The 26,422-nt window shown below is 46.5% G+C and carries 19 protein-coding genes; 6 read left to right on the top strand and 13 right to left on the bottom strand.

The window, feature by feature from the left end:
- The first annotated feature begins 78 nt into the window (after window positions 1–78).
- The 5 genes from V4C51_RS00770 to V4C51_RS00750 all read left to right on the top strand — a co-directional run bounded on the left by V4C51_RS00770 (window position 79) and on the right by V4C51_RS00750 (window position 5,416).
- The gene (locus V4C51_RS00770; protein WP_330924208.1) at window positions 79–711 is read left to right on the top strand and encodes a hypothetical protein; all 633 of its coding nucleotides are present in this window, start codon (window positions 79–81) and stop codon (window positions 709–711) included.
- Window positions 712–1,087: 376 nt separating this feature from the next.
- Window positions 1,088–1,690: a hypothetical protein gene (locus V4C51_RS00765; RefSeq protein ID WP_330924206.1), complete on the top strand. Its 603-nt coding sequence runs from the start codon at window positions 1,088–1,090 to the stop codon at window positions 1,688–1,690.
- A 718-nt stretch (window positions 1,691–2,408) separates the two neighbouring features.
- Complete coding sequence (locus V4C51_RS00760; RefSeq protein ID WP_330924205.1) at window positions 2,409–3,053, top strand: hypothetical protein; 645 nt, start codon at window positions 2,409–2,411, stop codon at window positions 3,051–3,053.
- Window positions 3,054–3,838: 785 nt separating this feature from the next.
- Entirely contained in the window at window positions 3,839–4,489 is a 651-nt protein-coding gene (locus V4C51_RS00755) for a hypothetical protein (RefSeq protein ID WP_330924203.1), read from the top strand.
- Window positions 4,490–4,786: 297 nt separating this feature from the next.
- Window positions 4,787–5,416, top strand: a complete 630-nt coding sequence (locus V4C51_RS00750; protein ID WP_330924201.1) for a hypothetical protein — start codon at window positions 4,787–4,789, stop codon at window positions 5,414–5,416.
- Window positions 5,417–5,780: 364 nt separating this feature from the next.
- Here V4C51_RS00750 and V4C51_RS00745 read toward each other — a convergent pair whose 3' ends face one another.
- From V4C51_RS00745 to V4C51_RS00685, 13 genes are all read right to left on the bottom strand, one after another.
- Window positions 5,781–7,403, bottom strand: coding sequence for an NAD+ synthase (locus V4C51_RS00745; protein WP_330924199.1), 1,623 nt, complete (start codon window positions 7,401–7,403; stop codon window positions 5,781–5,783).
- Between the two features lie 62 nt (window positions 7,404–7,465).
- The gene (locus tag V4C51_RS00740) at window positions 7,466–9,547 is read right to left on the bottom strand and encodes an EAL domain-containing protein (RefSeq protein ID WP_330924197.1); all 2,082 of its coding nucleotides are present in this window, start codon (window positions 9,545–9,547) and stop codon (window positions 7,466–7,468) included.
- 22 nt (window positions 9,548–9,569) lie between these two features.
- Complete coding sequence (locus V4C51_RS00735) at window positions 9,570–9,959, bottom strand: type IV pilin protein (RefSeq protein ID WP_330924195.1); 390 nt, start codon at window positions 9,957–9,959, stop codon at window positions 9,570–9,572.
- Window positions 9,960–9,999: 40 nt separating this feature from the next.
- Complete coding sequence (locus V4C51_RS00730) at window positions 10,000–13,332, bottom strand: FG-GAP-like repeat-containing protein (protein WP_330924193.1); 3,333 nt, start codon at window positions 13,330–13,332, stop codon at window positions 10,000–10,002.
- Between the two features lie 17 nt (window positions 13,333–13,349).
- On the bottom strand, window positions 13,350–14,504 hold the full coding sequence (locus tag V4C51_RS00725; RefSeq protein ID WP_330924191.1) for a pilus assembly PilX family protein: 1,155 nt from the start codon (window positions 14,502–14,504) through the stop codon (window positions 13,350–13,352).
- A 12-nt stretch (window positions 14,505–14,516) separates the two neighbouring features.
- Window positions 14,517–15,539, bottom strand: a complete 1,023-nt coding sequence (locus V4C51_RS00720; RefSeq protein ID WP_330924189.1) for a PilW family protein — start codon at window positions 15,537–15,539, stop codon at window positions 14,517–14,519.
- 32 nt (window positions 15,540–15,571) lie between these two features.
- Window positions 15,572–16,729, bottom strand: a complete 1,158-nt coding sequence (locus V4C51_RS00715; protein ID WP_330924187.1) for a LamG-like jellyroll fold domain-containing protein — start codon at window positions 16,727–16,729, stop codon at window positions 15,572–15,574.
- A gap of 55 nt (window positions 16,730–16,784) precedes the next feature.
- Window positions 16,785–17,315: a GspH/FimT family pseudopilin gene (locus V4C51_RS00710; RefSeq protein ID WP_330924185.1), complete on the bottom strand. Its 531-nt coding sequence runs from the start codon at window positions 17,313–17,315 to the stop codon at window positions 16,785–16,787.
- Window positions 17,316–17,335: 20 nt separating this feature from the next.
- On the bottom strand, window positions 17,336–22,033 hold the full coding sequence (locus tag V4C51_RS00705) for a pilus assembly protein (RefSeq protein WP_330924183.1): 4,698 nt from the start codon (window positions 22,031–22,033) through the stop codon (window positions 17,336–17,338).
- 21 nt (window positions 22,034–22,054) lie between these two features.
- Window positions 22,055–22,600: a pilus assembly PilX family protein gene (locus V4C51_RS00700; RefSeq protein WP_330924181.1), complete on the bottom strand. Its 546-nt coding sequence runs from the start codon at window positions 22,598–22,600 to the stop codon at window positions 22,055–22,057.
- The gene (locus tag V4C51_RS00695) at window positions 22,601–23,650 is read right to left on the bottom strand and encodes a PilW family protein (protein WP_330924179.1); all 1,050 of its coding nucleotides are present in this window, start codon (window positions 23,648–23,650) and stop codon (window positions 22,601–22,603) included. It lies immediately after the preceding gene.
- Entirely contained in the window at window positions 23,647–24,135 is a 489-nt protein-coding gene (pilV, locus tag V4C51_RS00690) for a type IV pilus modification protein PilV (protein WP_330924177.1), read from the bottom strand. The genes V4C51_RS00695 and pilV overlap by 4 nt, the downstream gene beginning before the upstream one ends.
- 10 nt (window positions 24,136–24,145) lie before the next feature.
- A complete protein-coding gene (locus V4C51_RS00685) occupies window positions 24,146–24,664 on the bottom strand; it encodes a GspH/FimT family pseudopilin (protein WP_330924175.1) in 519 nt (172 codons plus the stop codon).
- Window positions 24,665–25,209: 545 nt separating this feature from the next.
- Here V4C51_RS00685 and ychF point away from each other — a divergent pair.
- Window positions 25,210–26,301 (top strand): redox-regulated ATPase YchF, encoded by a 1,092-nt coding sequence (ychF, locus tag V4C51_RS00680; RefSeq protein WP_330924173.1) that lies wholly within the window; start codon window positions 25,210–25,212, stop codon window positions 26,299–26,301.
- Window positions 26,302–26,422: the final 121 nt, after the last annotated feature.

Here is a 26,422-nt window from a genome sequence, read left to right as displayed (position 1 = left end):
TTGAGCCGGTTCGAAAAAGCCACTCGTAAGTACCAAACGAGATTAACCTGAATATAAATCAATATAGGAGGTTATTTTATGTGGGATGAAAAAGAGCTGCGCATCATATCTATCAACGTAATAAATAATATAATGAACACCTCTAATATGGAAGGGTTTTATAAAGTCAGTAGTAGAGAAATGGAATATGTTCAGGGTTTTTTATTGCGTGGCGACACACGATCATTTAACTGTATTTTCATTGAAGGCTTTGCCCCAAGGGGGCGTATCTGTGATGAACAGAAGTTTGCTTCTGCCAGATTCGGTACTTCAGATTGCACAACGGGTGCTTCCGGCGTTTCAACGACGGTCTCTTATAACTTTGCCACTATATTTTCAAAAGAAACAGGGCATGTTTATATGATTGATGCTAGAAAAAAATTAGGCTTCCCCATTAAAAAGCCTGATAGACTTGGGGATCAGCATAACCCTTTTTCAGAAATTAACTTTATCGATGGTTTCCCAGGTACTGATGTGGTTGGGTTTATTCGCCCTCAAAAGAGCAGTAGACGCTATGACTTAGTATGCAACCCCGATTATTCAGGCGACTTCACCTATATTGAGTATGTGATCAATAATCCCTGTGCGGTAGCACCCGGACGAAAGCGAGCAGCTGCTTATTCAAAAGACTTTCTCAAAGGTGGGGACGATTCGACATGTAATATTATGTAATCCCACTACATAAGACACTGGAAAACTAAAAAACAGGTGTACTGCCTTTGCCATCTGTCACTATGAAATACTACTTGTATCAACCACCTTGAGTCATGTTAGCAAAACACAGGTTTAACCGCCCTCAATCTAACGCAAGCTGTCTGCTAATCGTTAAACTTCCGACTTCTATCGCCTGCTATGAGATAATATCAATAAGATCTCCTATAATACCTTGGAGCCTGTCGGATTTATGCTTTCTCGAACTTTCTCGAACTTTCTCGAACTTTCTCGCACTTTCTCGCACTTTCTGGATTTCAGGCCGAAATGATCTTAAGTCCAACAGGCTCCTTGAGCATGCACCTGAATTTTTTATGGGTACTGGAGGCTATTTATTATGTGGAGAGAAGAAGATCTGCAGATCATACCTATCAGAATACTAAATAACATAAAAAATACTGGTAAGATGGAAGCGTTTAAAAGAGTCGAGGGTTCAACAACGGAGTATATACAGGGGTTCTGGTTACGTGGTGATACACGACCATTTAACGAAGTTTTCACAGAAGGCTTTTACCCACATGGGCAATTAGAAATGAGGGAAAGTCAGAGTCGTGCCGAGCGTGCCGCGTCGCTTTACTCTCTTCTTGGTCCTCCATCCACCCCACCACCACCCATATGTTTTATAACAACAGCTCTCTATAGCGTAGCTTTTGATCAATGCGGAAAAAAAGAGTCTGTTTACATGATTGATGCCCAAAAAAGATTCGGTTTTCCCCTCTTAATTGAAGAGTCGTCCAGGGGATGTTCTTTTGCGCAAATTAACTTTCTTCATGGGTTTCCGGGTACAGATGTGGTTGGGTTTATTCGCCGCCCAAAAGAACCTAGAGGCTTTGAATTATTGTGTAACCCGGATTATGAAGGCGACTTCACCTATGTTGATCATGTGATCAACACCCCACGTCCAGTAATATCTGGACGAGATCCAGAGCCTGTTCATTAAAATGAATCTATAAAACAGAGGACGCATGCTATTTTATAGTCAGAATCTCCAGAATGAACTGAAAATAGGCTATTTTGGTTTTTTGCCAAGTAGACTGCCGCCTCTTTTAGTTTATTCATTTTTGTGTCTCGTCGCCTTTGTCCTCTCTGTCAACCGGTGCTTCAGGTGGGCATGTTCAGTAATAACTCAAGTTCCGCGACAGCATAGGCGCGTAGCTGATCAAATGATGACCGGAAAGCTTTCATGCAAATCTTTACCCGAAGCTGGAAGTGATTAACTTTCAACTTCGAGGATAATATTTCCAGCCTGAAAGCTGAGTAAATCAAGAGAAATAGTTCCTTGCTGGCTGACAGCCTGGCCGTTGGGAACCCTTATCACGCACAACTGTTGTTACTCTTGATAGCTTTCTGAGTACGATAGTGTCCAGTGCTTTTTTGCTGGCCTACCCATTTTACCACCTGATTGTTGGCAAAAAAGTTCTAAATACTAATAAATTCACGTATCATCCCCTAAGAGCCTGTCCGAGAACAGCGCCCGTAGCGAGGATTGCGAGAAATTGAGGATAAAAATTTCTGTTTCTGAGGAGAATAGCGGGGCTATTTGATGAAGAAGCAGGAATTTTTAGACCCATTTATCACAATCGCAGTAGGGCAGTCTATTCTCGGACAGGCTCCCAGGTATTCACCCTGAGTTTTGGTGGGTGTAGGAGGTTACTAAGTTGGATGACAACTCTTTGGAAATCACGTGGGCTAAGGAAGATTTGCAAGTCATACCTATCTTCCACCGCTTTCACCAATTCGATACTGTTAACATCAATGGATTTTCCATCGTCAGTAGCAAAAATGAAGAGTATGTACAGGGGTTCTTGTTCCGTGGCGATTGTCGACCATTCAACACCGTTTTCTTAAAAGGGTTTACCCCAAAAATACAAATAGGGAGTGGTTTTGATACTCCATTTGACTTTGAGACTGCTCGAGGTGTTATAGCATCAACAAGTTATATCATGGCTGAGGCTGAGGGCGCTAAAATACACCCCGGTGCCCCATGGTATGTTTATATGGTTGATGCCCAAAGAAAATTAGGTATTCCTATGATGACCTCAAGGAGAAATAACAGAGAATATTATCCAGAAGTTAACGTTCTGGAGGGTTTTCCTGGTACTGATGTAGTTGGGTTTATTCATCGTTCAGAAGAAAGCCAGATGCTTGAGTTAGTATGTAACCCCGATTATTCAGGTGACTTTGCCAAAGTCAGAGGCGTGATCAATAACCCAACGCCAAAACCACCCCGTCTAAGGAAAGCGCCTACTTATTCAGGTGGCTTTCTTAACGACAACTACACTGTGCAATGCACTATTTTATAGCCCAAGCAAAAATTCACGTGAAAACGCAACCGCAAATCATACATTCTTATCAGTAAATGCCAATCCTGTTTTATATCATAAAATATTATAAAAACAGGGGGTTTTTGAATGTTTATTGTTTCTATACTGTGTAATATTGATGATGGAGAAGTTTTGCTGAAAAAGTTGAAAAAAGTTGAAAAAAGTTTTTTATCTTCCCTTTCCGCTAAGTCATGGCTTCGTGTGCATTGATAGAAAGTAAACAGAAAGTAAAAAACCTGAATAGCAACCCTTAAGGCTCTAGGAGCCCGCCGGACTTATGCTTTCGAGCATAAAATTCAGTAGGGCGAGTCAGAATTTTCGATCAATTTGTGCGAATAGTTGACCTATTTAAACAAATTGATCGGAAATTCTGGCCGCGCTTTCTGGATTTTAGGCCGAAGTTGTCTTAAGTCCGACAGGCTCCTAGGAGCTTGTCCGAGAATAGACTACCCTACTGCGGTTGCGATAAATTGGTCTGAAAATTCCTGCTTCTTCGTCAAATAGCCCCACTATTATCCTCAGAAGCAGAAATTTTTATCCTCAATTTCTCGTAATCCTCGCTACGGGCGCTATTCTCGGTCAGGCTCCTAGGCATATGACTGGCTAAGGCTGTCCACGGTATTGCCACTTAGCCATAGCAAAAATACACTCGTCACGGTCGACATCTCATAATAATTTTTAATGCTTTATCTGCCACTCTCACCCTGTTTTTGTAGAAGGATTCCGCAATATATACCAAATAGTAACAAAGAGGACAGATAATAGTGCTTAAAAATCAGATGAAGGCATTTGAAAATACAATTTATTCCAATAATGTCCTGCTTCTAAACAATCCAGTGACGTTTCAGGATACAAGAAAGGTACCGGGATCACGATTAACGCCCCCTATAAAAACCAAGGCTCGTGGGTATTTTTCAGGTTATGTTTTTCGGGGTGACACCAGGACTCCCCAGGTAATTTTTAGTCAAGGATTCCAACTGCAATGGCCCTTGGTGACACAAGAACAAATTCCCAGATTAACAGGTGCTATGGGAGGTATTACCTATGATGAAGGCATCTCAACAGCAATCTCCGTCAAGGTTGCCTCTGCATACAGTCAAAGGGGAGGCAATCAACCAGGGTATGTTTACCTGATTAATGCGTGTGCATATGCTGGCTTTGCTATTCTAAACCCTCGTGCAGGATTATGGGCTCAACTGCTTCCCTTTTTAAACGATATCTATGAAGTAAACTTTATGCACAGCATCCCGAATACTAGCATAGTAGGTGTCGTATGGTCCTCTGACAATGATCTTCCGTACACACATCTCTGGCCGCACACACTCCCCGGACTCAAACTTGCGGTAAACCCAGACTACGAAGGAGGCATTGAGGCCGCAAGGAACACAGTTGCTCTATTTAACGGCACTGGCTGACTAATTGATACTTAACCACGTGAATGTAGCAAAAGCCTTTCTCAATATGGACTGATCCTTACACAAAACAAACCGAGAATAAATTGAGTAAGCAGTATAATTCGGGCTTGATACCAAGGAAGATGAACTTTAAGCTCCTTTGCTAATGAGCTGACGTCTTCTATGTACTACGGTTGTCTATCTGGATTTAAGAGACCGCATAGATTACCTTACATGGCCGTCAGCTCATACCCCTAGCCCTTGAAACGCTTGGCCGATCAAGGTTTTGTCCCGTACATAGCCATATGGGAGATTCTTATGTGGGATGAAAAAGACCTGCGCGTTATACCTATAAATCTGATTAATAACCTGATGCATACCAATAACATCAAGGGGTTTTGCCGGGTTAACAGCGAAGGAATGGAATATGTGCAGGGGTTTTTGTTGCGCGGTGACGCACGAGATTTCAACCATATTTTTATAGAAGGTTTTTCCCGTGAAGTGGTTATTTGTCCCGGCGAGACCGGTACAGAAAAATTCGGTTTCCCTCATGGCACAAGGGGTATTCCGACGGTTTTAACGACAGCACATTATAACTTTGCCAATGACTACTCAGAAACAAACTGGTATGTTTATATGATTGATGCCACAAACAAGTTAGGCGTCCCCCTTAAATCAGCTGATAGTCGTAATTATCTCCCATTCTGTCACATCTATTTTATTGATGCATTTGCTGGTACAGATGTGATTGGGTTTATTCGCCGTCAAGGGAGTAATGATAACTACGATTTAGTGTGTAACCCAGACTATTCAGGCGACCTTAACTATGTTAACCATGTGATCAATACCCCACATGCAAAATCGCCAGAGCTACTACAAGCGCCCATGTATTCAAAAGATTTTATCAATAACAGGGACGAGGACAAAGGAGGTTGTATTATTTTGTGACTTATATCCACTGCCCTTCAAAACTCAGGATGTATTGACGTTAAGTCCCCAAGAGTTAAGTCCCCAAGAGCAATGTACAAATTTCTGCATTTTGACAGACAACAGGCGTAAAAGCCTTTCCCCCAAGGGTAAAACGCAACATCAAACGTTTAGCCCACTACCCAATATAGCCTGGGCAAGGGGCACAACATGTGAACCTCCCCCAAACGCCTGAGAATAATACCCATCATCTTTTCTAACGACCTTAACGTGAGTTCGACGGATATTCTTTTGTCCTGCAAGGGATGCAGATATAAAAAGAACGAACGCCTGGGTAAAGACAACTGGTATTATTCAGAGCGTCCACTGGTATAAGTTCAGAGGTTCAGAGTCCGAGCTTCCACCCATTGGTCACCGGATAACGCCGGTCCCGGCCAAAGCCTCGTGGCGTAATACGTACACCAATAGGTGCCTGGCGGCGCTTAAATTCGTTACTATCCACCAGCCGTAAAACGCGGTACACGATTTCACGATCAAACCCTTTGGCAACAATGGCTTCCGCACTGTAATCCTGCTCAATATACAACTCAAGAATCGTATCCAGCTCATCATAAGGGGGCAGGCTGTCTTCATCCACCTGATCTGGTGCTAATTCAGCGGAAGGCGGACGATCAATCACCCGTTGAGGAATGACATAGCCCAGGGTATTGCGATAGCAGGACAAGGCAAACACCAGGGTCTTGGGAACATCTTTTAAGACATTATAACCACCGGCCATATCGCCGTAGAGAGTGGCATAACCCACAGACATTTCACTTTTATTGCCTGTGGTCAACACCAGATAGCCCTTTTTGTTGGACATGGCCATTAGCAGCACACCACGACTCCGGGATTGCAGATTCTCTTCCGTTGTATCCCTGTCACTGCCTTTAAACTCGCCGGCGAGAGTCTCTAAAAAAGCATTGAACACCGATTCAATGGGCAGCACTTTATAATCGACACCCAACAAAGCGGCTTCTTCTTCAGCGTCGGCAAGACTCATGGAGGAAGTGTAGCGATAGGGCATCATCACCGCCTGGACTCGTTCTGGCCCAAGGGCATCAGTAGCGATGGCCAGGGTCAGACCAGAATCAATACCCCCGGACAGACCGAGCACAACGCCTTTAAAACCGTTCTTGTTAACGTAGTCCCTAACACCTGTCACCAGCGCATTATAAACCCGCTCATGTAGCTGAGGGCATGGCGTTATCTCCCCCTGCTGAAATGCACCCGTCGCCTTGGAAAAAACGACGGGGAACAGTTCTTCTGAAAAGTAATGAGATGCCACTGCTACATCTCCGTTGCCATTGAGCGCAAATGAGCCGCCATCAAACACCAACTCATCCTGAGCTCCCACCAGATTTACATAGATAACAGGAAGCCCGGTCTCAAGGCAACGCTGACGAATGGTGTTCTGACGGACAGACTGTTTATGGCGGTGAAAAGGAGACGCATTTAAGCTGACAATCATATCAGCTCCGGCATCTTTGGCGGCTCGCGCTGGCTCTTCATACCATAAATCTTCACAAATGCTTAAACTGATCTTCACACCTTTGCAGTCAAAAATACCCAGGGCATTGCCCGGTATAAAGTAACGTTTTTCATCAAAGACCTGATAATTAGGCAAATGTTGCTTACCATAACGACAAATCACCTTGCCATCACGCAATACAACAGCCTGGTTTTCCAGTCCATGCCCCCCCATGGCGGGCAAACCTACGACTATATCAATACCCTCGACCCCCTTCAGCCGGTTCAGGGCGGTTTCGGTGCGTAATACCATGCTGGGCCTTAGCAATAAATCTTCAGGAGGGTACCCGCACAGGGTCAGCTCGGGAAATACAACCACATCAGCCTGATGCTGATCCCGTGCCTGGCGGGCGGCGTCAATAACTTTGGAGGTATTGCCATCGATATCCCCAACGGTAAGGTTCAGCTGGGCCATGACAAGCGTAAGCGATGATGACATTGAGATACCTGAATTCCATGGAATAACAATAATCGCGCTAGTGTATGCCAGAATGAGACAATTTAAAATTCACTGTCAAAACTAAATTCCATGGACTGTGCGGGCGCCTGTAGAAAATCCCCCTGGACATAGTCGATCCCTATATGCCACAAAGGTGCCAGTGCAGACGTGTTTTTGACCTGGGGAACAATGACCTGTTTGCCAGCCGCAACTACTTTATTGATTATTTCCTTAAGCGCTTCTCCCCGGCTGTCACCGGTTAAATCTTTGGTGAAGCTGGGGTCTGTTTTAATAAAATCGACGCTGACCGACTCAGCCAGCTCCAGTGGATTAACACTACAGCCAAATTCACTGATTGCCGTATGACAACCCATGCTTTTTACCTGGTCAAAAAACGCTCCAGCTGCCGAGCCATAGCGCGCAATATTCGACTCGCTCAGCTCAAGGGTTACCGCATTTTCAGGAATACCTGCTTTAGCAAGAGCTGCCTTCATCCAGGGAAGAAACTGGCTATTGTTAATTTCACAACCGCCAATATTGAAAATTAAACGTGTATCATTGCCGTCTTTGCGTTTATCAGCGAGCTGCTCACTGGCTGTGGTCAGTGCCCAGCGATCCACTTGTCCCCACAGAGACATATTATCCAGCTTTGTTCTGAAGTGGGTACAATCATGCTCTCTGCCACGTATATCTGTCATGGAAAACGACACTTCATAATAATTTCCTTCAGCACCTTTGAGGCTGACAATGGGCTGATAATAAAGCTTAAGTCCGTCGTTTTTCATCGACTGGCTGAGCATCATGGCAATGTGTTTATCCACCGACTTCAAGGTTCCCACCTTTCTGGCTTTATAAAATGCGAGCTGCCCCCCCCCTTTTTTTTCAGCTTGCCCACAAGCATGTTTCGCTCTTACCATTAGCGTACTGGCATCAATGGCATTGTCACCAAGAATAATCGCCCCCATGCTGAGTGTGATTGGCGATTGCTCACCTTCAATCACTAAAGGCTCAGCGGATACCTTTTCTAATAGTTCATCCGCAAGTGCCTGAACCCCACTCTCTCCCCCCTCGTTCAATAGCAGCCCAAACTGACCACCGCCGAATTTTGCACCAGAATGATTGACACCGAGCACATCAACAATCCTGTCTGCCACAGCATCTTCAAGGGCCTGACTGTAGTCTTTGCCTTTGTTATCAAAAATCCCTTGCAATCCATCAATACTGACATGCGCCAATGTTGTGCTCCCTTTACCGGAGGCGGCCTTTTGCACACTGGTTTTCAGTTTATCCACTAATTTCTGTTTATCTGATAACTCGGGAAGGCCGATGGCATTTTGTGCAGCGATTCTGGTTTCCTTATCAATGGGAGCATCAAAAGACTTAATCTGTAAACTCAGACTAAATGCGCCCTCATACGACGTAGGTTTTATAATCACGCGAACAGGAAGCCCGTCATTGCCATCTTGTAACAATGAGCATTGTAAAACAGCCAGCGCCTGGCCGGTTTCCTCAACACTTGCCAGAAAAGAACCAACATCCTCACGCTCATCTTCAATGACCATTTCAGTAAAACCACGCCCTATCAATGAGTCGGCATTATCCTGACCTAGCAACTGATAAAATGCCGGGTTCGTATAGCAAACAATATTATCTTTGATATAAAGAATGGCATCCACTTCATCGTCTAATAGCATACGACGATGTCGCTCAGACTCGTTGAGAGCGACACTCATTCGCCGATAGTTACGCCGTATATACAGATTTTCAATTTCCTGATTGGCAACCAATAACAGCATCTTTTTATTTTCCGGGGGAACAACTGCCTTTATCCCCTGTTGCAGGTACTCGAGCTTTTCTTCACTGTCTTTATAGTCAACCAATAAAATCACCGGAATATCAGCATTTTGGTGCTCAATCGTTTCCATTAACAAAGAGACCGACAAGTCTTTTGGCAGATTGGCAATAATGAGCAGATCCCACTTGGCTCTTTCAAGAAAAGCCTTTTCAAGGGTTTCAGCAGAAGTAATATGATGGGCTCGTGTTGTTTGCCCTTCATCCCGAAAGATGTTTACCAGCCGATCTGCTTCTGCTGTTTCTGCATCAGCGATTAAGAGTCGGGTGGCATCTCGAACGTCCTTTTCCATAACTCGACCTTTTTATTATTAATTAATCATTCCAGTCACCGGATCGTCTGCCAAGACTGTCCAACGTCAGTACTCGATTATTATCACGGGCGGCTTGAACACCTCGAGGAGTAGCTATCAATTTCACACAGGGGGTTGGCGTACAAGCTGCTGTGGTTATACGATAGTAGCCACTGTCTGTTATTACGGCATCAGAACTGTAATTCAGCTTACTCAATCGGGTTGTATATTCTGAATGCTTGGTAAAGTAACGCTCTTGTTTTTGCATGGCTTCAAGTAAAAAGGTGCTAGCCTCTGTCCGTCGGCTATCGGTGATATACGACATATAAGAAGGAAAACCGATAGCTGACAAAATACTAATAATTGATATAGCTATCATCATTTCTATTAGTGAGAAACCGTTAAAACTCATAATTCTGCATCCCTGACACTGAGTGAGAAAATAGTGTGGTTTATTCCTTTACTGTAGACTGATTAACGACCAAATACTGGTTTGCCTTAATTGATCGTATCTCCCGTTTTTCACCCTCTGGCCACAACACAGTCAATTTATTCACAACACTGTCTTTGCCTAAACCAAAATGACGCTCCACCGGGTTTTGTGATAGGTAATTATTCTCAATTCTTACTTCCTGCACTTGTCGGCCTGAAGCAGATTCAACAATAATCTTCGCGCCTACACCATGAACATTACGGCTGTCACTGATCAGTTTGACTGTCAAAAAATTGTTATGATGGCCAAAATCATTCCGATAGAGCGCAGGCGCCCCTTGATTATTCACTATCAGTACATCAATATCCCCATCCCGATCATAGTCAAAACAGCTAATTCCTCGTCCCTGACCAGGGTCAGCAATTCCGAACTTTTCAGCGGATTCAATAAACTGCCCTCTCTGGTTATTCAGAAATAATTTAGCACGCTTATCAATACGTTTAATGTGTGACTGCATACTATTAAGGCTCTTACCCACGTAGTAGAGGGCGCGTAAATCATCCACTTGCTCAGGGGAAACCTTCCTCTGATACTCACTGAGAAAATCGTCTATGGACGCAAAAGCGGTAGCATGATGAAAGCCATCTATTTTCAGCAGGCTGAACAGATAATGTAAGTCCTTACGGACCTCCAATGGGTCAAGGGGCACGCCATTGGTATGAAAGATATCCATCCAACCATCATTGTTAAAATCCCCAGCGCAAGCTCCCCACCCCCAACCACCATCACGAACACCTGCCTCGTCGGTGATATCGGTCCACTCCATTTTGCCAAACAGCCCAGCCCACTCATTTTGGTACAAGCGGTTACCGTTACCCAACGTCAAGTCATCAGGATAATAGATACTGGAGACAAACCAATCCATATCACCATCGTTATCAAAGTCAGCAATGGCGGTTCCCATACCGTTTTGATCAGTAATAACTGCCGTATTGGTTATATTCGTAAAGCGTTGATGATTATCATTGAGAAATACCTGAGTGGTCAAAAAATCAGCGACAGATAAAAGATCAGCTCTACTATCATTATTAATATCCACAAAATTGGGTGTAAAAGTATAGTCCCGCTCACCAAAATGCCCTGCCAGACCAAATTGCCGCGCACCGGGTACAAACAAGCCCTTGCCCTGGTTCAGCCACAGGTGCTCTTCTTCAGCTTTTGAGGGGCGCCCCCAATGGGCAAGAAAAACATCCATGTCACCATCGCCGTCCACATCACCAAAACCTGCCCCCATGGTCACTTGCCCCACCTTAAACCCCGGCGCAGAGACACGTAAAAATTTCTGACGGCCAGTATTCAAATACAGCCCAGGCGTACCTGCGGTCATATTGCCATGGAATAAATCCAGCCAACCATCACCATTGATATCCACCAGCATGGGGTTAGTGAGATCATCATTCGGGTCAATACCCCAGTTATCGCTGGTTTCGTTAAATGCGCCTTTTTGGTTATTTATCAACACGTTTGCCGGTGCCCCATTGCCCTGATTAATGACTAAATCAGTAAAACAATCGCCGTTAATATCGCCCGCTGCAACGCCCCCTGAAAACAACAAGTGCTCCATTGCCACTAGCCCATCACCGCTGAGGGATGTTTTGATGGTAGAAAAATCAAATTGTCTGTTAATGGTGATGCCGCTACTGGTTGTTACAGGGGTAAAACCATCGCCATTGACTGCCTTTCCCCTTGATATTGAGCATGTTTTTGCTAACTGTGGAACACGACCAAGGTCAGGTAGCACTCCCTGCTCTTGATGCTGCTCAGTAACTCTTGGTGACGGAATCGGTGAGCTATTATCAAAGTGGTGGATGATTTTCGCCTGTAGTCGGTGACTGTCGGGGGCTTCCCCTTGGGGAAGCCAGTGGCGCAGACAGCTTTCACTTTTTATACAAGGGTCGGTCAGAGTTTCAAGGAAAGCAATCATTGACGTTATTTGTTGCTCGCTGAGCACAGGCATACGCTCGTGGTTTACTGCTTTTAACTGCTCAAGGGCTGCCCGGGTATTTTTTCTCGTTTCAGGGTAACTCACGGGTAAGCCATTAAACTGGGGTAACTGCTGTAATGAGAAGTCAAACCCTTCAATGCTTTTTTCTGGATTAAGGTGGTGCTTAATGATTCCCCTTAAATCAGTAAATGCCCCTGTATGACCATAAGGGGCAGTTTCAGTCACATTCAATAACGATGGCACCCGAAAAGCAAAGAGGTCGTCGTCTTTTCGCGTGGTACGATAGCGCCCCAGGTCCTGTCCGTAAACAAAGTTACCGCGCCCGAATTGAGGAACAGCGAGATTATGGTACGATTCATTAGTAAAAAAATCGCCACCATGGCACCTGGCACAACCTGCCCCCCCTTTATCCACGCCGGTAAAAAACAATAATGCGCCTCGTTTGGCCGTTTCTGAAAGCGTGCCCCTGCCTTCAAGAAAAGCTTTCCAGGGGTTATCAATAAACAACTGGGAACGCTGATATTCAGCCAGCGCATTGGCAATGCGATCAAACGTGATCATTTTCTCAACGGACTGTTCAGGGTCGTCATTAAATGCTTGTTGAAACAACGACTGCCAGTGATTTTTTTTGAGCTCATCGGTCTGCCCCCTCAGTCGCTTTGCCAAAAAGGCTCTTACCGCATTGTTGCCTTTGAGTCCCGAAGAAAAACCCCGCATTTCAGCCGCGGCAATCACCGGAAAACGGGCTTGCGCCTCAAGAAGGCTATCACCGGCTAGTGCATCTGGCCCTCGAAAAATACTTTCCGGGGTTTTTATCGTGGACTTTTTTGTCAGGGGTAAAAGCCGCTTCTGACTTAACTCATGGGTTGTTGCATAGTAACCGTCGTGAAAAACAATGCCCTCAACCCGACCATCATCAAATAATGCGTGCTGATAAAGTGCTACGTTAAATGTGGTGGGGGAGTTTCGCTCAACGTTTGGGCCGTTATCGGCTTCCGGGTCTGTGTTGAAATCGCCGTTATGACGTCGGCCAGGCCCTATTAAATCAGGGTCAACAGCGCCTACACCCACTGGCAGGGATAATTTGTCCGTACCTGCCAGTAACGGATGATGGCAACTGGCACAAGCCACATCAAACCCGACACTCAGGCTTTTACTGAAAAACAGCTCTCGACCTAACTGTGCCCGTTTAGAAGAACGAATATCCGGCAATTCTAACTCTTCAGCAGGGTTGCCGGTTAAGCCCAAAGGATGAAGCACTTGCTGCAGTGTTTGATCAAGGGTATCTGGCTGCGCGAAAAGCAACGGATGCCGACAAACGAGCGCAACAGCGGCAATAAACCTCACCCACTGTAGCCCCCACATTAATAATAATGCCCATGTCGGAAACTGTAAGGACTGTTTTCCGGATCGGGATTCACTGGTGTTTGATCATCTGCCACAATGACTGCACAGGGTACTGGCTCAACACGGGGACTCTCCGAGGTGCCATAAGCAATACGACAGTTATCCACCGGGCTTGAGTGGTACCAGTCAAATTGTTTAAATGTCCACCACTTGGTTACTCCCCATTGCCAGAAACCCTTGTACCCTGCTGCTCGCCCTGGCACGACACCCCGCCAATAAAAGTTAACAGAGCTGGAGTCTTCAGGTACCAGAAACCAGCGATTATCACCCGGGTTAATAGTATCAGATTCCCAGCGTACATTTCTTCCCCACTTATCGGTGTAGCTCACACGACAACGGGCAACAAATAAAATATTTTCATTCCCCAGAACCGCTGAAGCCGCGCCTGCGGAAGCGCCAGCACCCATTAATATTGCAGATGTCAGTACCGCCCCCGCACCAAATGACGCCGCGCCAAGTAGTAGCAAAACCATGCCCGTAAATAACGCCCCCCAACTCCATCTCGGTGCCATGCAACCAAAACGCCAGACCTCCTTGACGGTAACCTCCCACCAGTCTGGAATATAAAACTTCAAATGCCCCATAAGTTCATCACGGTCAGGCTTGGTGCCCATTGCCTGGGGGATATCCTGGCGCAGCAGTAAAATAAGATTGCCATAACTGAGCTCCATGTTCATTGTGGAAGAAGCCCCCGACACCCTGTGCTCAGCTTTTGACTCAAGGCGAAACTTTCGCCCTATAAACCTGGCGTTAGGCACCGCATCGATTAGTGCCTGGGGCTTTGACAAATCACCCATAAAGGTAAGATTCACTGTCAGACAAATGGCATTTTTTCCAGAAGAGCTACAACCATTGGGGTAAGATATTGGCCTTATTGTGTAACTTCTTGACTGACGCAGTCGGGCTACATGGGTCTCTAATTCCTTCGCCTGTAAATCAAGTTCAGCCTTGGCCACTTGTTCCACACGCATGCGATCCTGCTCGTTTCTTGCCTGTCTTTCCTGTGTCTGTGAGGTTTCCATCACACCAATGATGGAAAAGGTTAATACGGATAATACGGTCATCGCCACAGGCAGAACATAGCCTGTCATTGCCGCTCTTTTTGCTGCCATCGCTGATGCTCTCTAGTCCGTCGACTCGTAATATTCCCTTGCCCGCCAACTGGTATTTTCTGTTAATGCGACAACTCGCTGCAATGTGGTAAATTCATAACGTGGCTCCCTGTCAGTAATGTTGAGAGTATTGATACCGAGCAACGTATACCCCCTGGTTTTTCGTGCATTGCTTCCCCAGAGGTTCCCTCCTCCCACAAGAACGCCTATTTCAACACTTCTTACTCGCCCCCAATGGCCAGCGGCCACCTCATGGGGTCGCCGATAACTGGTCGGGCTGTTGCCACCATTATCAGCATAACCAAACAACACGCGCATTTGCTCAACACCTTCCACCATCAACTGCTTGCCACCGAGGGAGCCTCCTGACGACGGAGAGAAACTTTGACAGTAAAGCGCGTTTTTATTATCACTGCCTTTGTCAATAAAATAACGATTAACAACAACTGTCGACATCACATTACCTAAACAATTTCTTTTATTACCCTGACCTCTTATATCTAATACAATACCAATTGAGTCACTGTCAGTAGCACTTCCGCTACTTGTACAGGTAGTACCTCCACACCTCCCACCATAAAAAATAGTGTTATCAACTCGCTGATAAGAAATCCAGCCGGTGGCTTGAGAAGAGGATGAAAACTGCGTTTTTAAACGACAATCGCCTGCATCCGTACCTGCTGACTGATAGCCATTCACCCAGGAAAAAGCAACACAGGCGCGACGAGCGTCACAAAGACTCCGGCACCCCTTGAGCGTTTTGTTTGTGTGCCGCGAACCTGCGCCGCCAAATAGCTGATTTTCAAACACATTATAACCACCCTTGGTGAGTGCCGAACCACTGCCAGCCTCACGAATATCATTAGTCATCATATGCAAGGCATTTTGGGCTCGAATCTGAGACAGTGCCCGTGCTTCGTGATAGCTTGATGCGGAAAGCGCTGAAAACAGTAACTGAAAAGAACCCTGAATAATCACCACTGAGAGCAGCGCCGCCACCATCATCTCAACCAGTGTTAACCCTTGCTGTTTCATCCCTGGCCTCTTTCAGTGTTTATCGTCAGTGCTTATCGAACCACATGTCGTCGACTACTGTCACTGATACCTGATGATGTCACTGACCGACCTACGCTTGAACCGTCCCTGAGAGCATCACTGAGTGAGTCCCCTTCAAAATCAAGATGCAATGTCATATTCATTTCAGGGAAGGAACGTCCTTCCATTATCAAACCGATTTGAGTTGCAGAAAGGAAAGCGTTATAAAACTGAACATCATCAATTTCCCCGGTGAAAGAATTATCAACCTTCCCAATCGTAAACTCACCTTTGTCTGTGAGGTAATCAGCAATACCGGTAACACGTCGTTGCAAGACGCCATCTTTATAAAAGAAATAATCATTCTCTTTTTTTACCCAGGCAACATGAGTCCACTGGCCAGAGACAAAATAGCCCGGTATAACGCCGCTATAGCGATCCGGTACGATCCCTAGAAGGCCTCCTAAGAGAATACGTTTATAGCTGTCATAATGAAGTTGAGAGCCGTATACCCATAAACTGGGCGCGCGGTTACCACTACCGTCGTGCAACCCAAAAAAACCCCGAAAACCACCGGTGGCCGAAGGCTTTACCCACATAGCAATAGTAAATCGGGAACCATCAAATAAAGCACCTGTCGCTGTCAGATAATCGTTCCCATCAAAAAACAGTGACTGGTTAAGACTTAAAGAAAACTCTGTGTCGGCAGAGAGTCGGTCCCTGAATCTGCCCTTGGGCTTCCATGAAGCGGTTATCCTTATTCTCACTGTCCCCCGGCTGGCACAGTTTGACAGGCGACTGCCCGAACGAGTGTCAAAACAATCAAGGGACAAGTCCAGATCATTAATATTATCCGTGGCGCAGTAAACTTTCTGCACATCAAATTTGACCATCTCTGACGATGAGCATCTTGCTCCCCGGCAGTTCGCGCGCCGATTACAGTAACTGCTCACATTGCTTACGCCATTGACTTCGTTTTTATAACTTTCAAGCAATGGTGTCATTTTAATGCGCTCAGCCAGTTCTTCTATTCGCCAGACGACCTGTGTCCTCTGACTGGTTTCGGCAATATCACTCAAACTGCGAATGTGGCTTTCGCTGATCCAGAGAAAGATCATCGTAAGAAGAACAGAGCTGACCAATACCTCCATTAAGCTGAGGCCCGCTTGTTTGTGAAGGTGTGTATTCACAGCATCCTTGCCCGTATCAACACAATACCTCTATCATGCCCCTATATGGGCTGAGTTAACAACTCCCATTACCGTTGAGCATTTTCAGACGACTGCCTTGTTTGCGACCATAGGCGGCAATAAGGCGAATGGGGCTACTGCTACGAGTAGTCATGCAGACTTTAAAATCAACACGACCATCGTGATTCGGCCTGCCTTTTGCGTCGAAGGATATACCGCGTGAATTACCCGCCCAGGCTATTTTGAAGCCGTTAGGTATATTGTTGTAAACCCGGACAAGGTTATCCACACCATCTTTTTGTCTATTGTCGTTTTTATCAGTAAAAACAATCCAGCCATCGTTCCAGTTATTGCCACTGCTGCATGAACTGCCGGAAGGGCTTCGGCATACACTAACCGTTGTATTGCGCTTGATAGCTTCACTCTTTGCCAGTATTAACGAGTAATAAACACGCTTTTGAATATAAGTGACTCTAAAGTCACGAATTAAATCTCCCATGGAGATTAATACACCTGATAGCATGCCCATTAAGGCAATCACCACCATTAACTCAATGAGCGTAAACCCCTTCTGTTGTTTCAACATCCTATTGTTCACCTGTTTACTTATTGAAAATCAAATAGCTCTTGCCAACTCAACCGCCCCGATGGTGAAAAAATATCATTCAATACTGTCTTATGAAGACTCCCTCCCCCCCCTTGCGTAATGGCTTCAATCGCCCCACTTTGATTAAAATAAATGGCCGGTGACGAGGCATACCCTCCACCCAGACTGACGTTATTCAGTGACCACTTTTCATCGGGTTTGCCAGGGTCAATCACCCTGTCATCAAGCAGCACAGAAGGCGTTGCAGTGCCCGTTATATAATGCATACCGTATAAATGACTGCGCCCGTCCATCTGACAACTATTTTCTGAGGGCTGGTAACCTGTAAATAAAATCATTGAGAATAACGCTTTGGCGCGGGTTACATTTTTTTCAGCAGGTACCACATTGTCTGCCACAAGGTCCACTTTCCAGCCAGGCTGGTCAGCCATCGCCGCCTTTAATCCTTTAAAACGGGTGATAGTTTCACCATTGATCATGAAGTCCTGATAGCCGCTGTTGGTTTTTACACGGACATCACCGGTATTTTTGACGACCACCTGGGTCATATCTACCAAAGAAGCTTTGCTGACTTGGCCAAAGGTGTGGACACCGCTGTCATTCGCAGGTTCCTTCACGCCATAAAATGTCTGTTGTGCCAGGTGGGTATTGTCCTCAGCCACCAACTGCCGACCGGTTCCCCCATAAACCCAGAAGTCATTACCATCTTTGATTGTCAGGGGGGCAGAAGTGAAAGGCTGACTCGTATTCAGTAACTCAGAGACGTCCGAGTTCCCCAGTGTGCTATCAAGGTGTATACGCCATAGCCCACCACCTGGCACATCTCCCCCTGTATCAATAGCCCCAAAGTAAACGGCATCATCCTGATAATCCTGATCCCAATCAGCCACTGCCATATCCCCTCCGTAACTGTCGTTCATTGCCGTTACAAAAGGGTCAAACCCATTCACCAACGTCTGGTTAACTAAATCATAGGCAAAAATGTGGAGTTTCTGGTCACTACTCCCTTTTTCAAGGGCATTGCGAATACCCGTTTCTCCTGCTCCTGTCGGCCCCGATGCAAACACCAGATACCAGTTATTTTTCAGCGGGTTTGACCAACTACCACTGACATCAGCCTGACGCTGTTTCACCAGTACCGGGCGGGAAACCGTGAAACCCAATGCCGGGTCTGTGATTTCTGCCAGTATTTTTGGCGGTTTTTCAGGGTTGGTAACGTCCAGCACCACATAACCTGAGCGCATGGTTCGTGTATGGTCTTCAGCAGTAACCGTTATCGGTCCTCCTCCCAAACGCATACCTGTGACTAAAATAGTGCCCCATCCCCCAGGGTGATCAGCATCAGCAGCAAAAATGTTCACGTCAAACAACTGAGGTTCTCCATCCATATAATAAACATGGGGATAATCAGGCTCAGTGAGCCAACGAAGATGGGGGAGCAAATTCATAGGTGCGTAGGCCCATAGTTCAGCCCCTAAAGCATGGGCTGTTTGCCCCTGGTTGCCTGTTGTTGCATAACGATGATTTTTGGCATCATAAAAACCCCCATTAAAAGCATGGATCAAGCCATCATTTGCCCCCACATAAACCACATGGCGCCGATGTTGATAAGCGGCTTTAAAAGCACCGTAGCTGGCATCTTCAAAGCGCTCGTCATAACCCGCTTCAGGTACAGTGGCTACAGCGGGTGTTGAATGGACAATATCTCCCAATCGCCACACATCTTCAGAACCGTTTTGATCGTAATCAATCAGACGTGAACGAAAGCCATTGATTTCTTCACCGCGAATATAATTCACTACATTGGCGACATCACCGGCAGCAACACCCAAATACCCAGCTTTCCCAATAAAATTTACCGCATCAAAAGGTCGCGCCTCACCCATATCCACTTGCTGGTCATTATCACTATCCAGCCAGGTAAGAATATGCCTCCCCCCCATAGCACTGGCGGTATAAGTTCGCTGATTCACCGTGTCTGAGACCTTTGAGAGCATCTCCCTGGCATCCCACAATGTTTGTAACTTGTGGGCTGGAAGCAAAGGGCCAAACACCTCTTTTTTCTGATCAACCACCTTGTAGCGCTGCAAAAAGGTTTGCCCGGCATTGGGGTCATAAATCAAGTCAACCACAGCATCGGTGTTATAATCACCCAGTTGATCATCCTGATTGGAGTCCTCCCGGAGCCAACCGTTGTCATCAACAAACAACGCATGGAGCATACCTCCCCAGGTGACTGTTTTTTTATTCCATTCCATTTTTGGCTGAAACAACGCTTGATAAATAGCCCCTTTGCCTTTTGATTCATTGGCAACCAGGGCAACATTGGTCGCTGAAGCTGTTTTTGCTGATATATCCTTGAAGACTTGACCAAGGTGCAATTCTAACTGAGACGGATTTCTTGCAAAGAAGTAATTATCCGGCAGTCCATCGCCACCTAACGAGCCGGTAATATTATGCTTGTTGTCCCACTCTCGTGTATCTTTGGTATCGGGAACACCATCGCCATTGGCATCATGCCCTGGTGAACCATCACCATCGAGATCAATAAAACCACCGTATTTGGCCGCAAACCACAGGGGTTTAGGCAGTTGTGTGGCTGTATCTCCTACTGCAGCAAATAGTTTTGATACTGGTGCCGCGCTGCCCTGACTGCCTGCATTACCTGCATCCACTGCTAATGGAAGTGCCAGGCCATCCTGATCCGTGCCTGTAACTGTATAAGAATACCATGTCTCCGCACCGGCATTTTTCGCTTCCTGCCGGACTGTCAGTTTAACCTGAAACTCACCTATAGCAGGCGAGCAGGCACTTGCAATGCAATAGGAAATACTTGAACTGGCATCGTAATCGTAATCATTGCCCCACAAAGAATCTTCCCAGGTAAACAACAGTTTACCACTTTTACGGTCAGCAGCTTCATACGCTACTGTCACATCCACCAGGGAGCACTCACTTCTATTAGAATGAGCTAGACATACCGGCTGGAATGTCACTTGTTTACCGCCAACATTCAATGCAAATGAAGGTACATTGTCAGCTAACTGAACAGCGTAGGTTTTCACCGATTGCTTACCGGATAAATCCTCTCTCAAATCTGTACTCCAACCATGCCAGGCCAATCCTGACAGCTGGTAGCCACCCTCTAACTGAGGCTGCTCAGGACAAATTCCCCGAATGTCGGATAATCGGCTGATCTCTGTTTCTTCACAGAGTTTGTCTCCGCCAGATTTATCGGCAAGATAAAGACCCGGAAAAGTAACGTCAGGGTTTACTTCTGCCTCCATATCACCGACCTTATCAGTTAACTTATCGACATCCGCTGTCCCCAAAATGCCAGTCACCCCCCCAGCAGATCCATATTGGTCAGTGTCAAAAGAATTCAAACCCGTTGTCAGCAAAACAATGGCGCATTGTGCGCAGGCGTTACTGCTGTCTTGTGGATTTTGCCAGCTCTCTTTGGTCAGCCCTGGCACAAAGAGATGATCATTACCAGTGTCATATTCACTGGAAGGTTGCTCTTGTGCAGAAAAATAACGGAGTGCTTCAAGGTAGAGTTCTGCCAGAGGATTTCCCCAATTACTGCAACGCTTGGAACTGGCATTACTGAAACGGGTTATACCGTAGGGGTAACAATCAGTGTATTTATTCTGGGCATAACTATAGTTGGCGATGCGAAACTGATTGAGATGGAAAATAATTCCTTTAACCGCGCTGTTAAAAACCCCTGTTGTGACATCTAATTCATTTTCTGAAGGGTTTGTATTGCCTGCCAAACGGGTAATGTTGCGGCGTAATACACCACCGGAGGTGTTTTTATCATAGCTGCCACTGAGTAGGCCAAACCGAATATTCCCCCCTTCTCCATAGCGTTGAAGTAAACCGACGGGTTTGTATTTTCCGCCATTATAGGCTTTGCATCGTTCTGATTTTTCCGCATCTTTACCCTCTACACAGACTTCAACATGCACTTGATGCTCTGCCAGTTTATAAGACAATGATGGACTGTTCAGGTTTTCCCACTGACATTGCCTGACTTCAGTGGATGCCCACCTTGGCCACGCCTGATTGGCAACCCTGAGCATGGGTGCGCCGTTTTCAGTCGTGGCAAGATTACATAAACTTATCTCGTTCTGGGTGAAGGGTGTTAAGTAGCTTGAGGGTAGCTCAGGTGTTCCCCTGTAAACCTTGACAAAAGAATGGATATCCCGGGGGAGATAGGCTCGCTCCAATACTGTCGTATCGGCGGTATCGGTGACGCGTTTTCCCCCTGACATGACTTTTCTCAGCACATCAATACGTGCCATTGTTGCCCAGTTTAAAAAGTTACCACTCCAGGGAGCTGCACTGGTCGTGCAAAAGTGTGTATTCACTCCCGTTGCCAGCACCTCAGGCCGATAGCGATGGGTTGTCGTGTCATAGCGGTAACACCAGCGATTATCAAAGTACCCCAGATAATCAAACGTATCGTTATAGGTGCTGTCCAGAATACCATCACCATCCAGATCAGAATAATCGCTGTAAGCTTTCTTAAAGAGTTCATGATCCACAGACATGACCAACATAACCAACGGATCAGAGGCTTTACTTAACAACGGCGGTGTTGCCGAATAGAGTCTGGCGCTGGGTTCAGCACGCACTATGGCAGAGCAGAAAAAGAAAACAGCCAGCACGCACTGTCTGAGCAGACCACCCATCGCCAATCTCCTGAGTCCCGATCACGGGTTTTTTTTATAAGTACTTTGCAGCATCACCCTCGTTGTATCTACATTACCACTTGCCAGCACAGAAATACGAAAAAACTGTGCCCAGTCATTACTGCTGGCAGGATCAGGGTCAGGTCCTTCACTTTCTCTGGGCAGGTAGCACCGAAACTCCACCAGATAACGCGTATTGAATACGACACCATCAAGAGTAATGGGCAACGTGCCTACCCGAGTGTTGTCGTCCCACAAGGCAGTGTCTTTCCATGGAAAGCTCGGGTGTGTATCACAGGTGCTGATGGCATCAGGGTCTGAACCGTTGAAACACAACCCATTGGTACAACGTGAAGTAAATGCTGTCAGATCGAGAGCTGTGGCTTCAATCCATTCTTCCACAGCAAGGAGAGCAGCTTCCCCTGCATTAAAAGCCACCTGGTGATCGATAAACTGTCCAGTGACTTTTCCCTCAATACTTGACGAATTGATAACCGTCAGTCCGGCAACCGTGAGTATCAGCAATATCATCAAGCTCACCAACAATACACTGCCCTGTTGTTTCATTTACTTATCCCTGTTTCTTAACTCCACCGATGTCACAAAGACTTTTCGCAGATAGTGATCCGTTGCTGTGCGCTCAGCGCCCTGAAAGAAGTACGTAACCGGCTCAGTTGCCTCTTCACGCAGACTCCTGATGAGTAATTCTACTTTGACACTGATCACAGTCTTCCAGTCGCTGCTGTACAGTCCAATGGATGAAGCTGGCCGGTATTGATTAACCGCGCCATCTCCATCAGTATCAACGCCATACAGCAAGTAAAAGCCTTCTATTCCTTCAACCAGAGCCTCTGCTGATAGTCGGCTCCCCCCTGCGGTTTCTCCTGCTCTGCGGCGATAAAACGTCGGCACACCGTTACTTTCGCGAATGTAATAAGCCACTGACGATAAAGGGGCCAGTTCTGAATCACTGATATCAAATACACCGGTACCCGATTGCCCATCCATACAGTTAAAGGCTCCCCGTAACAGACCTGTACAGTTATAGAGTGCGCCTCTGTTAGAAAAAGCATAAGACACTTTACTACCACTGGTACCGGAACCTGCTATAAAGACAGAAACCTGCTCACAGGTTTCATCAATCAGCGCCAGCAAATCTCCCTGATTAAGGTCATGGGACTCGATCAGCGTCATTTCATAGTTTGCCCGGTTTTGGGATAACACAGGTATACTCGCTTCCCTTTCTATCTTGTGAATCACCAGTACCTCAGAGAGCGAATGACTATCGATGATACTTTCTGCTTCGCTGCCCATGGGGATGCCCAGCACACCTTTATCAACATGGGTCATCCAGACTCGGTTTGTTTCTGTCGTCATCAGGGCATTGCCCATATCACTCCAGGATGGGCAGCCGCTATACGCTGCCATACGAATGTCTTTTTTCAAAAGATCCAACACCACCCGAGCGCTTTCCTGCATGCGAATCAATTCATCCTGAAGGGTATAGGTTTTATTGGTGGATAAAAAAAGATGACCAACACCTGTCAGAAGTACCATGCCCAATACCAAAGATACCATCAGCTCAACTAACGAAAAGCCACGCCATGACTGCCTCATAATACCCCCCTTAGTACCAGGTCCCCGGGAGTCATCGTGCCAATAGACGAGCGAAAAGAAAGGGTAATAATATAGGTACGCCCATCACTGGTGTCTTCATAGCGGATAGAACCTGTGGCATCGGGCAGTTGACATAAAAGATGAAACTTCCATTGATCTATGTCGTATTGTGCTAACTGCGCTGGGGTACAGCTCCCTGCTTCGCAACGCCTGGGGTATTGATCTACCGAACAGTCATCAGGCATGCCTGTACTGGCAGAAACCTCATAATCCGTGGTTGTCAGGGCATGCTGGTTATTCAGTCGTATACGGTCAAGCATGTCGCCGGCAAGGATTGCCGCCACCGAATGTAAGTAGGCAATGTGCGAGTATTGCAGACCCCGGCTGTGCAACCCCGCCATACCTAAAGTACCCGTTACAACCACCAGGAGGGAAATAAGCACTTCGATAAAACCAAATCCCTTTTCATCACCTCGTTGAAGCATGTCACTATCCTTATGAGCATGTGTCAGTATCCGATACCCTTGCCCGCCCTGTCAGGCTGATACTGATTGTTCGCGCGGCAACCCCTTCTGGCAGTGATTCACACAAAGTAAACGTGCCGAAATCACGCGCCTGTCCCCGGCTGTTGATACGCAGGGATTGACCACGATTCCAGATGATGGTGAGAATATCAGGCTGACTCTGATACACCCTGAGCAACTCATCACCCGCATCCAGCAAGCCATTGCTGTCACCATCAACAAAAATGAGCCAGCCCGACGCCCAGTTATCTCCCTCACTGGCACAGTCGGCTATACCCGACGCACGACAAATACTGACATTCATGCCACGGGTCACCGCTTCACTGCGTGCCAGCAGGATGCTTCCATAGAGTTGCTGTGTCACCGCGGCAATACGCCGGTCAGCCAACAGTGATTTCATGGAGGGAGCTGCCAGGCTCACCAAGATGGCAGCTACAGCCAGCGTCGTCACCAGTTCCGGTAATGTAAATCCCTTATGGATGTCTACCATCACTTACCCATTTATTCATGCGCTTTACTTATAATGTTAGCGCCTTATGTCTGGCTCTGTTGACATACGAATACACTGTCAATGTCGGGGGAGTAATGATCAAACCCGGTTTTCAAGGGGTAAATAGACAACCTATGAGCTGTTCATGGTCTTTTGTGAACAGCAAAACTGATGAGAAAAACGGCCTGTTTTTCGATGTTCTGAGCGTTTGGTGGTGCTATTAACGAAGAAAAGTCCAAAACAGGCGGCTTTTATCAACGATTACAGCTCATAAAAGATTATAAACAACTTCTTAGAAGCAGTTTTAAAAGTCTGCCCGTAGCCAGAACCGCGAGAAATGGAGGATAAAAAGTCGCTTTCGTGAGGAGAATAGCGGGACTATTTGACGAACAAAAGCGACTTTTTAGACCCATTTATCGTAGCCGCGGTAGGAGCATGACTTTTAAGACTGCTTCTTAGTACCACTGACAGTGGTGCTATCTTGGGTAGCTCATTATAATCGTGACCATTCTTTTTTCTGTTAAACCAGGCAGGACACACCAGTTATGGGATTTAAATGCGGAATCGTTGGGCTACCGAATGTGGGCAAATCTACTCTGTTTAATGCCCTGACCAAGGCGGGCATTGACGCGGAGAATTTCCCCTTTTGTACTATTGAGCCTAATGCTGGCGTCGTGCCAATGCCTGACCCACGGTTGGATGCGCTCGCTAAGATTGTCAGCCCGGAAAAAATCGTACCAACGACGATGGAGTTTGTTGATATTGCCGGTCTGGTCGCTGGTGCATCCAAGGGCGAGGGACTCGGCAACAAGTTTCTGGCTAATATCCGTGAAACCGATGCCATAGCCCATGTTGTCCGCTGTTTTGAAAACGACAACGTCATTCATGTGGCCAATAAGGTAGACCCGGCAGCGGATATCGACATTATTAATCTTGAGTTGGCCATGGCCGATCTGGAAAGCTGTGAAAAGCAGCTCCAGCGTGTTGCGCGCACTGCCAAAGGCGGTGATAAAGACGCCATTGCCCAAAAAGCTCTGCTGGAAAGGATCATTCCCCACCTGGAAGAGGGCAATCCCGTGCGCTCTCTGGTACTGGACGAGGGTGAGAAGCAACACGCCAAAGTGCTACACCTGCTCACTACAAAGCCCACCATGTACATTGCCAACGTTGATGAAGACGGCTTTGACAATAACCCTTACCTCGACAAAGTCAGAGCCATTGCTGAGCAGGAAGGGGCTGTTGTTGTCCCTGTGTGCAATAAGCTGGAATCAGAAATTGCTGAGCTCGATGATGAGGAGCGGGATGAATTTCTCGCTGACCTTGGCATGGAAGAGCCTGGGCTGGATCGTGTTATTCGGGCTGGCTACTCCCTGCTGGGTTTACAAACCTACTTCACTGCCGGGGTGAAAGAAGTGCGTGCCTGGACAGTAAAAATCGGTGCGACAGCGCCCGAGGCCGCCGGCGTCATTCATACTGACTTTGAACGCGGTTTTATTCGTGCTGAGGTAACCAGTTTCACCGACTTTACCCACTACCAGGGAGAGCAAGGAGCAAAGGAAGCCGGGAAGCTGCGTGTGGAAGGTAAGGAATATATTGTTAAAGACGGCGATGTTATGCATTTCCGCTTTAACGTATAAGTTTCAGAAACTGTTCATGATCTTTTGTGAAAAACGCAACCGATGAGAAACGCTGCCTGGTTTTCGATTTTCTGGAACTCTGGCGGTGTATGTAACGAAGAAAAGTCCAAAACAGGCGGCT

This window comes from Candidatus Sororendozoicomonas aggregata (assembly GCF_031528575.1).
Classification (GTDB): Bacteria; Pseudomonadota; Gammaproteobacteria; order Pseudomonadales; family Endozoicomonadaceae; genus Endonucleibacter; species Endonucleibacter aggregata.
The sequence above is the reverse complement of the archived record's forward strand: the minus strand, read 5'-3'. Positions and strand labels throughout refer to the sequence as shown.

What these genes read in the sequence shown, in the direction of transcription:
- V4C51_RS00770 (WP_330924208.1), top strand. Translation starts at nt 79, where the DNA reads ATGTGGGATGAAAAAGAGCTGCGCATCATATCTATCAACGTAATAAAT.
- V4C51_RS00765 (WP_330924206.1), top strand. Translation starts at nt 1,088, where the DNA reads ATGTGGAGAGAAGAAGATCTGCAGATCATACCTATCAGAATACTAAAT.
- V4C51_RS00750 (WP_330924201.1), top strand. Translation starts at nt 4,787, where the DNA reads ATGTGGGATGAAAAAGACCTGCGCGTTATACCTATAAATCTGATTAAT.
- V4C51_RS00745 (WP_330924199.1), bottom strand. Translation starts at nt 7,403, where the DNA reads ATGTCATCATCGCTTACGCTTGTCATGGCCCAGCTGAACCTTACCGTT.
- V4C51_RS00740 (WP_330924197.1), bottom strand. Translation starts at nt 9,547, where the DNA reads ATGGAAAAGGACGTTCGAGATGCCACCCGACTCTTAATCGCTGATGCA.
- V4C51_RS00735 (WP_330924195.1), bottom strand. Translation starts at nt 9,959, where the DNA reads ATGAGTTTTAACGGTTTCTCACTAATAGAAATGATGATAGCTATATCA.
- V4C51_RS00725 (WP_330924191.1), bottom strand. Translation starts at nt 14,504, where the DNA reads ATGGCAGCAAAAAGAGCGGCAATGACAGGCTATGTTCTGCCTGTGGCG.
- V4C51_RS00720 (WP_330924189.1), bottom strand. Translation starts at nt 15,539, where the DNA reads ATGAAACAGCAAGGGTTAACACTGGTTGAGATGATGGTGGCGGCGCTG.
- V4C51_RS00710 (WP_330924185.1), bottom strand. Translation starts at nt 17,315, where the DNA reads ATGTTGAAACAACAGAAGGGGTTTACGCTCATTGAGTTAATGGTGGTG.
- V4C51_RS00705 (WP_330924183.1), bottom strand. Translation starts at nt 22,033, where the DNA reads ATGGGTGGTCTGCTCAGACAGTGCGTGCTGGCTGTTTTCTTTTTCTGC.
- V4C51_RS00700 (WP_330924181.1), bottom strand. Translation starts at nt 22,600, where the DNA reads ATGAAACAACAGGGCAGTGTATTGTTGGTGAGCTTGATGATATTGCTG.
- V4C51_RS00695 (WP_330924179.1), bottom strand. Translation starts at nt 23,650, where the DNA reads ATGAGGCAGTCATGGCGTGGCTTTTCGTTAGTTGAGCTGATGGTATCT.
- pilV (WP_330924177.1), bottom strand. Translation starts at nt 24,135, where the DNA reads ATGCTTCAACGAGGTGATGAAAAGGGATTTGGTTTTATCGAAGTGCTT.
- V4C51_RS00685 (WP_330924175.1), bottom strand. Translation starts at nt 24,664, where the DNA reads ATGGTAGACATCCATAAGGGATTTACATTACCGGAACTGGTGACGACG.
- ychF (WP_330924173.1), top strand. Translation starts at nt 25,210, where the DNA reads ATGGGATTTAAATGCGGAATCGTTGGGCTACCGAATGTGGGCAAATCT.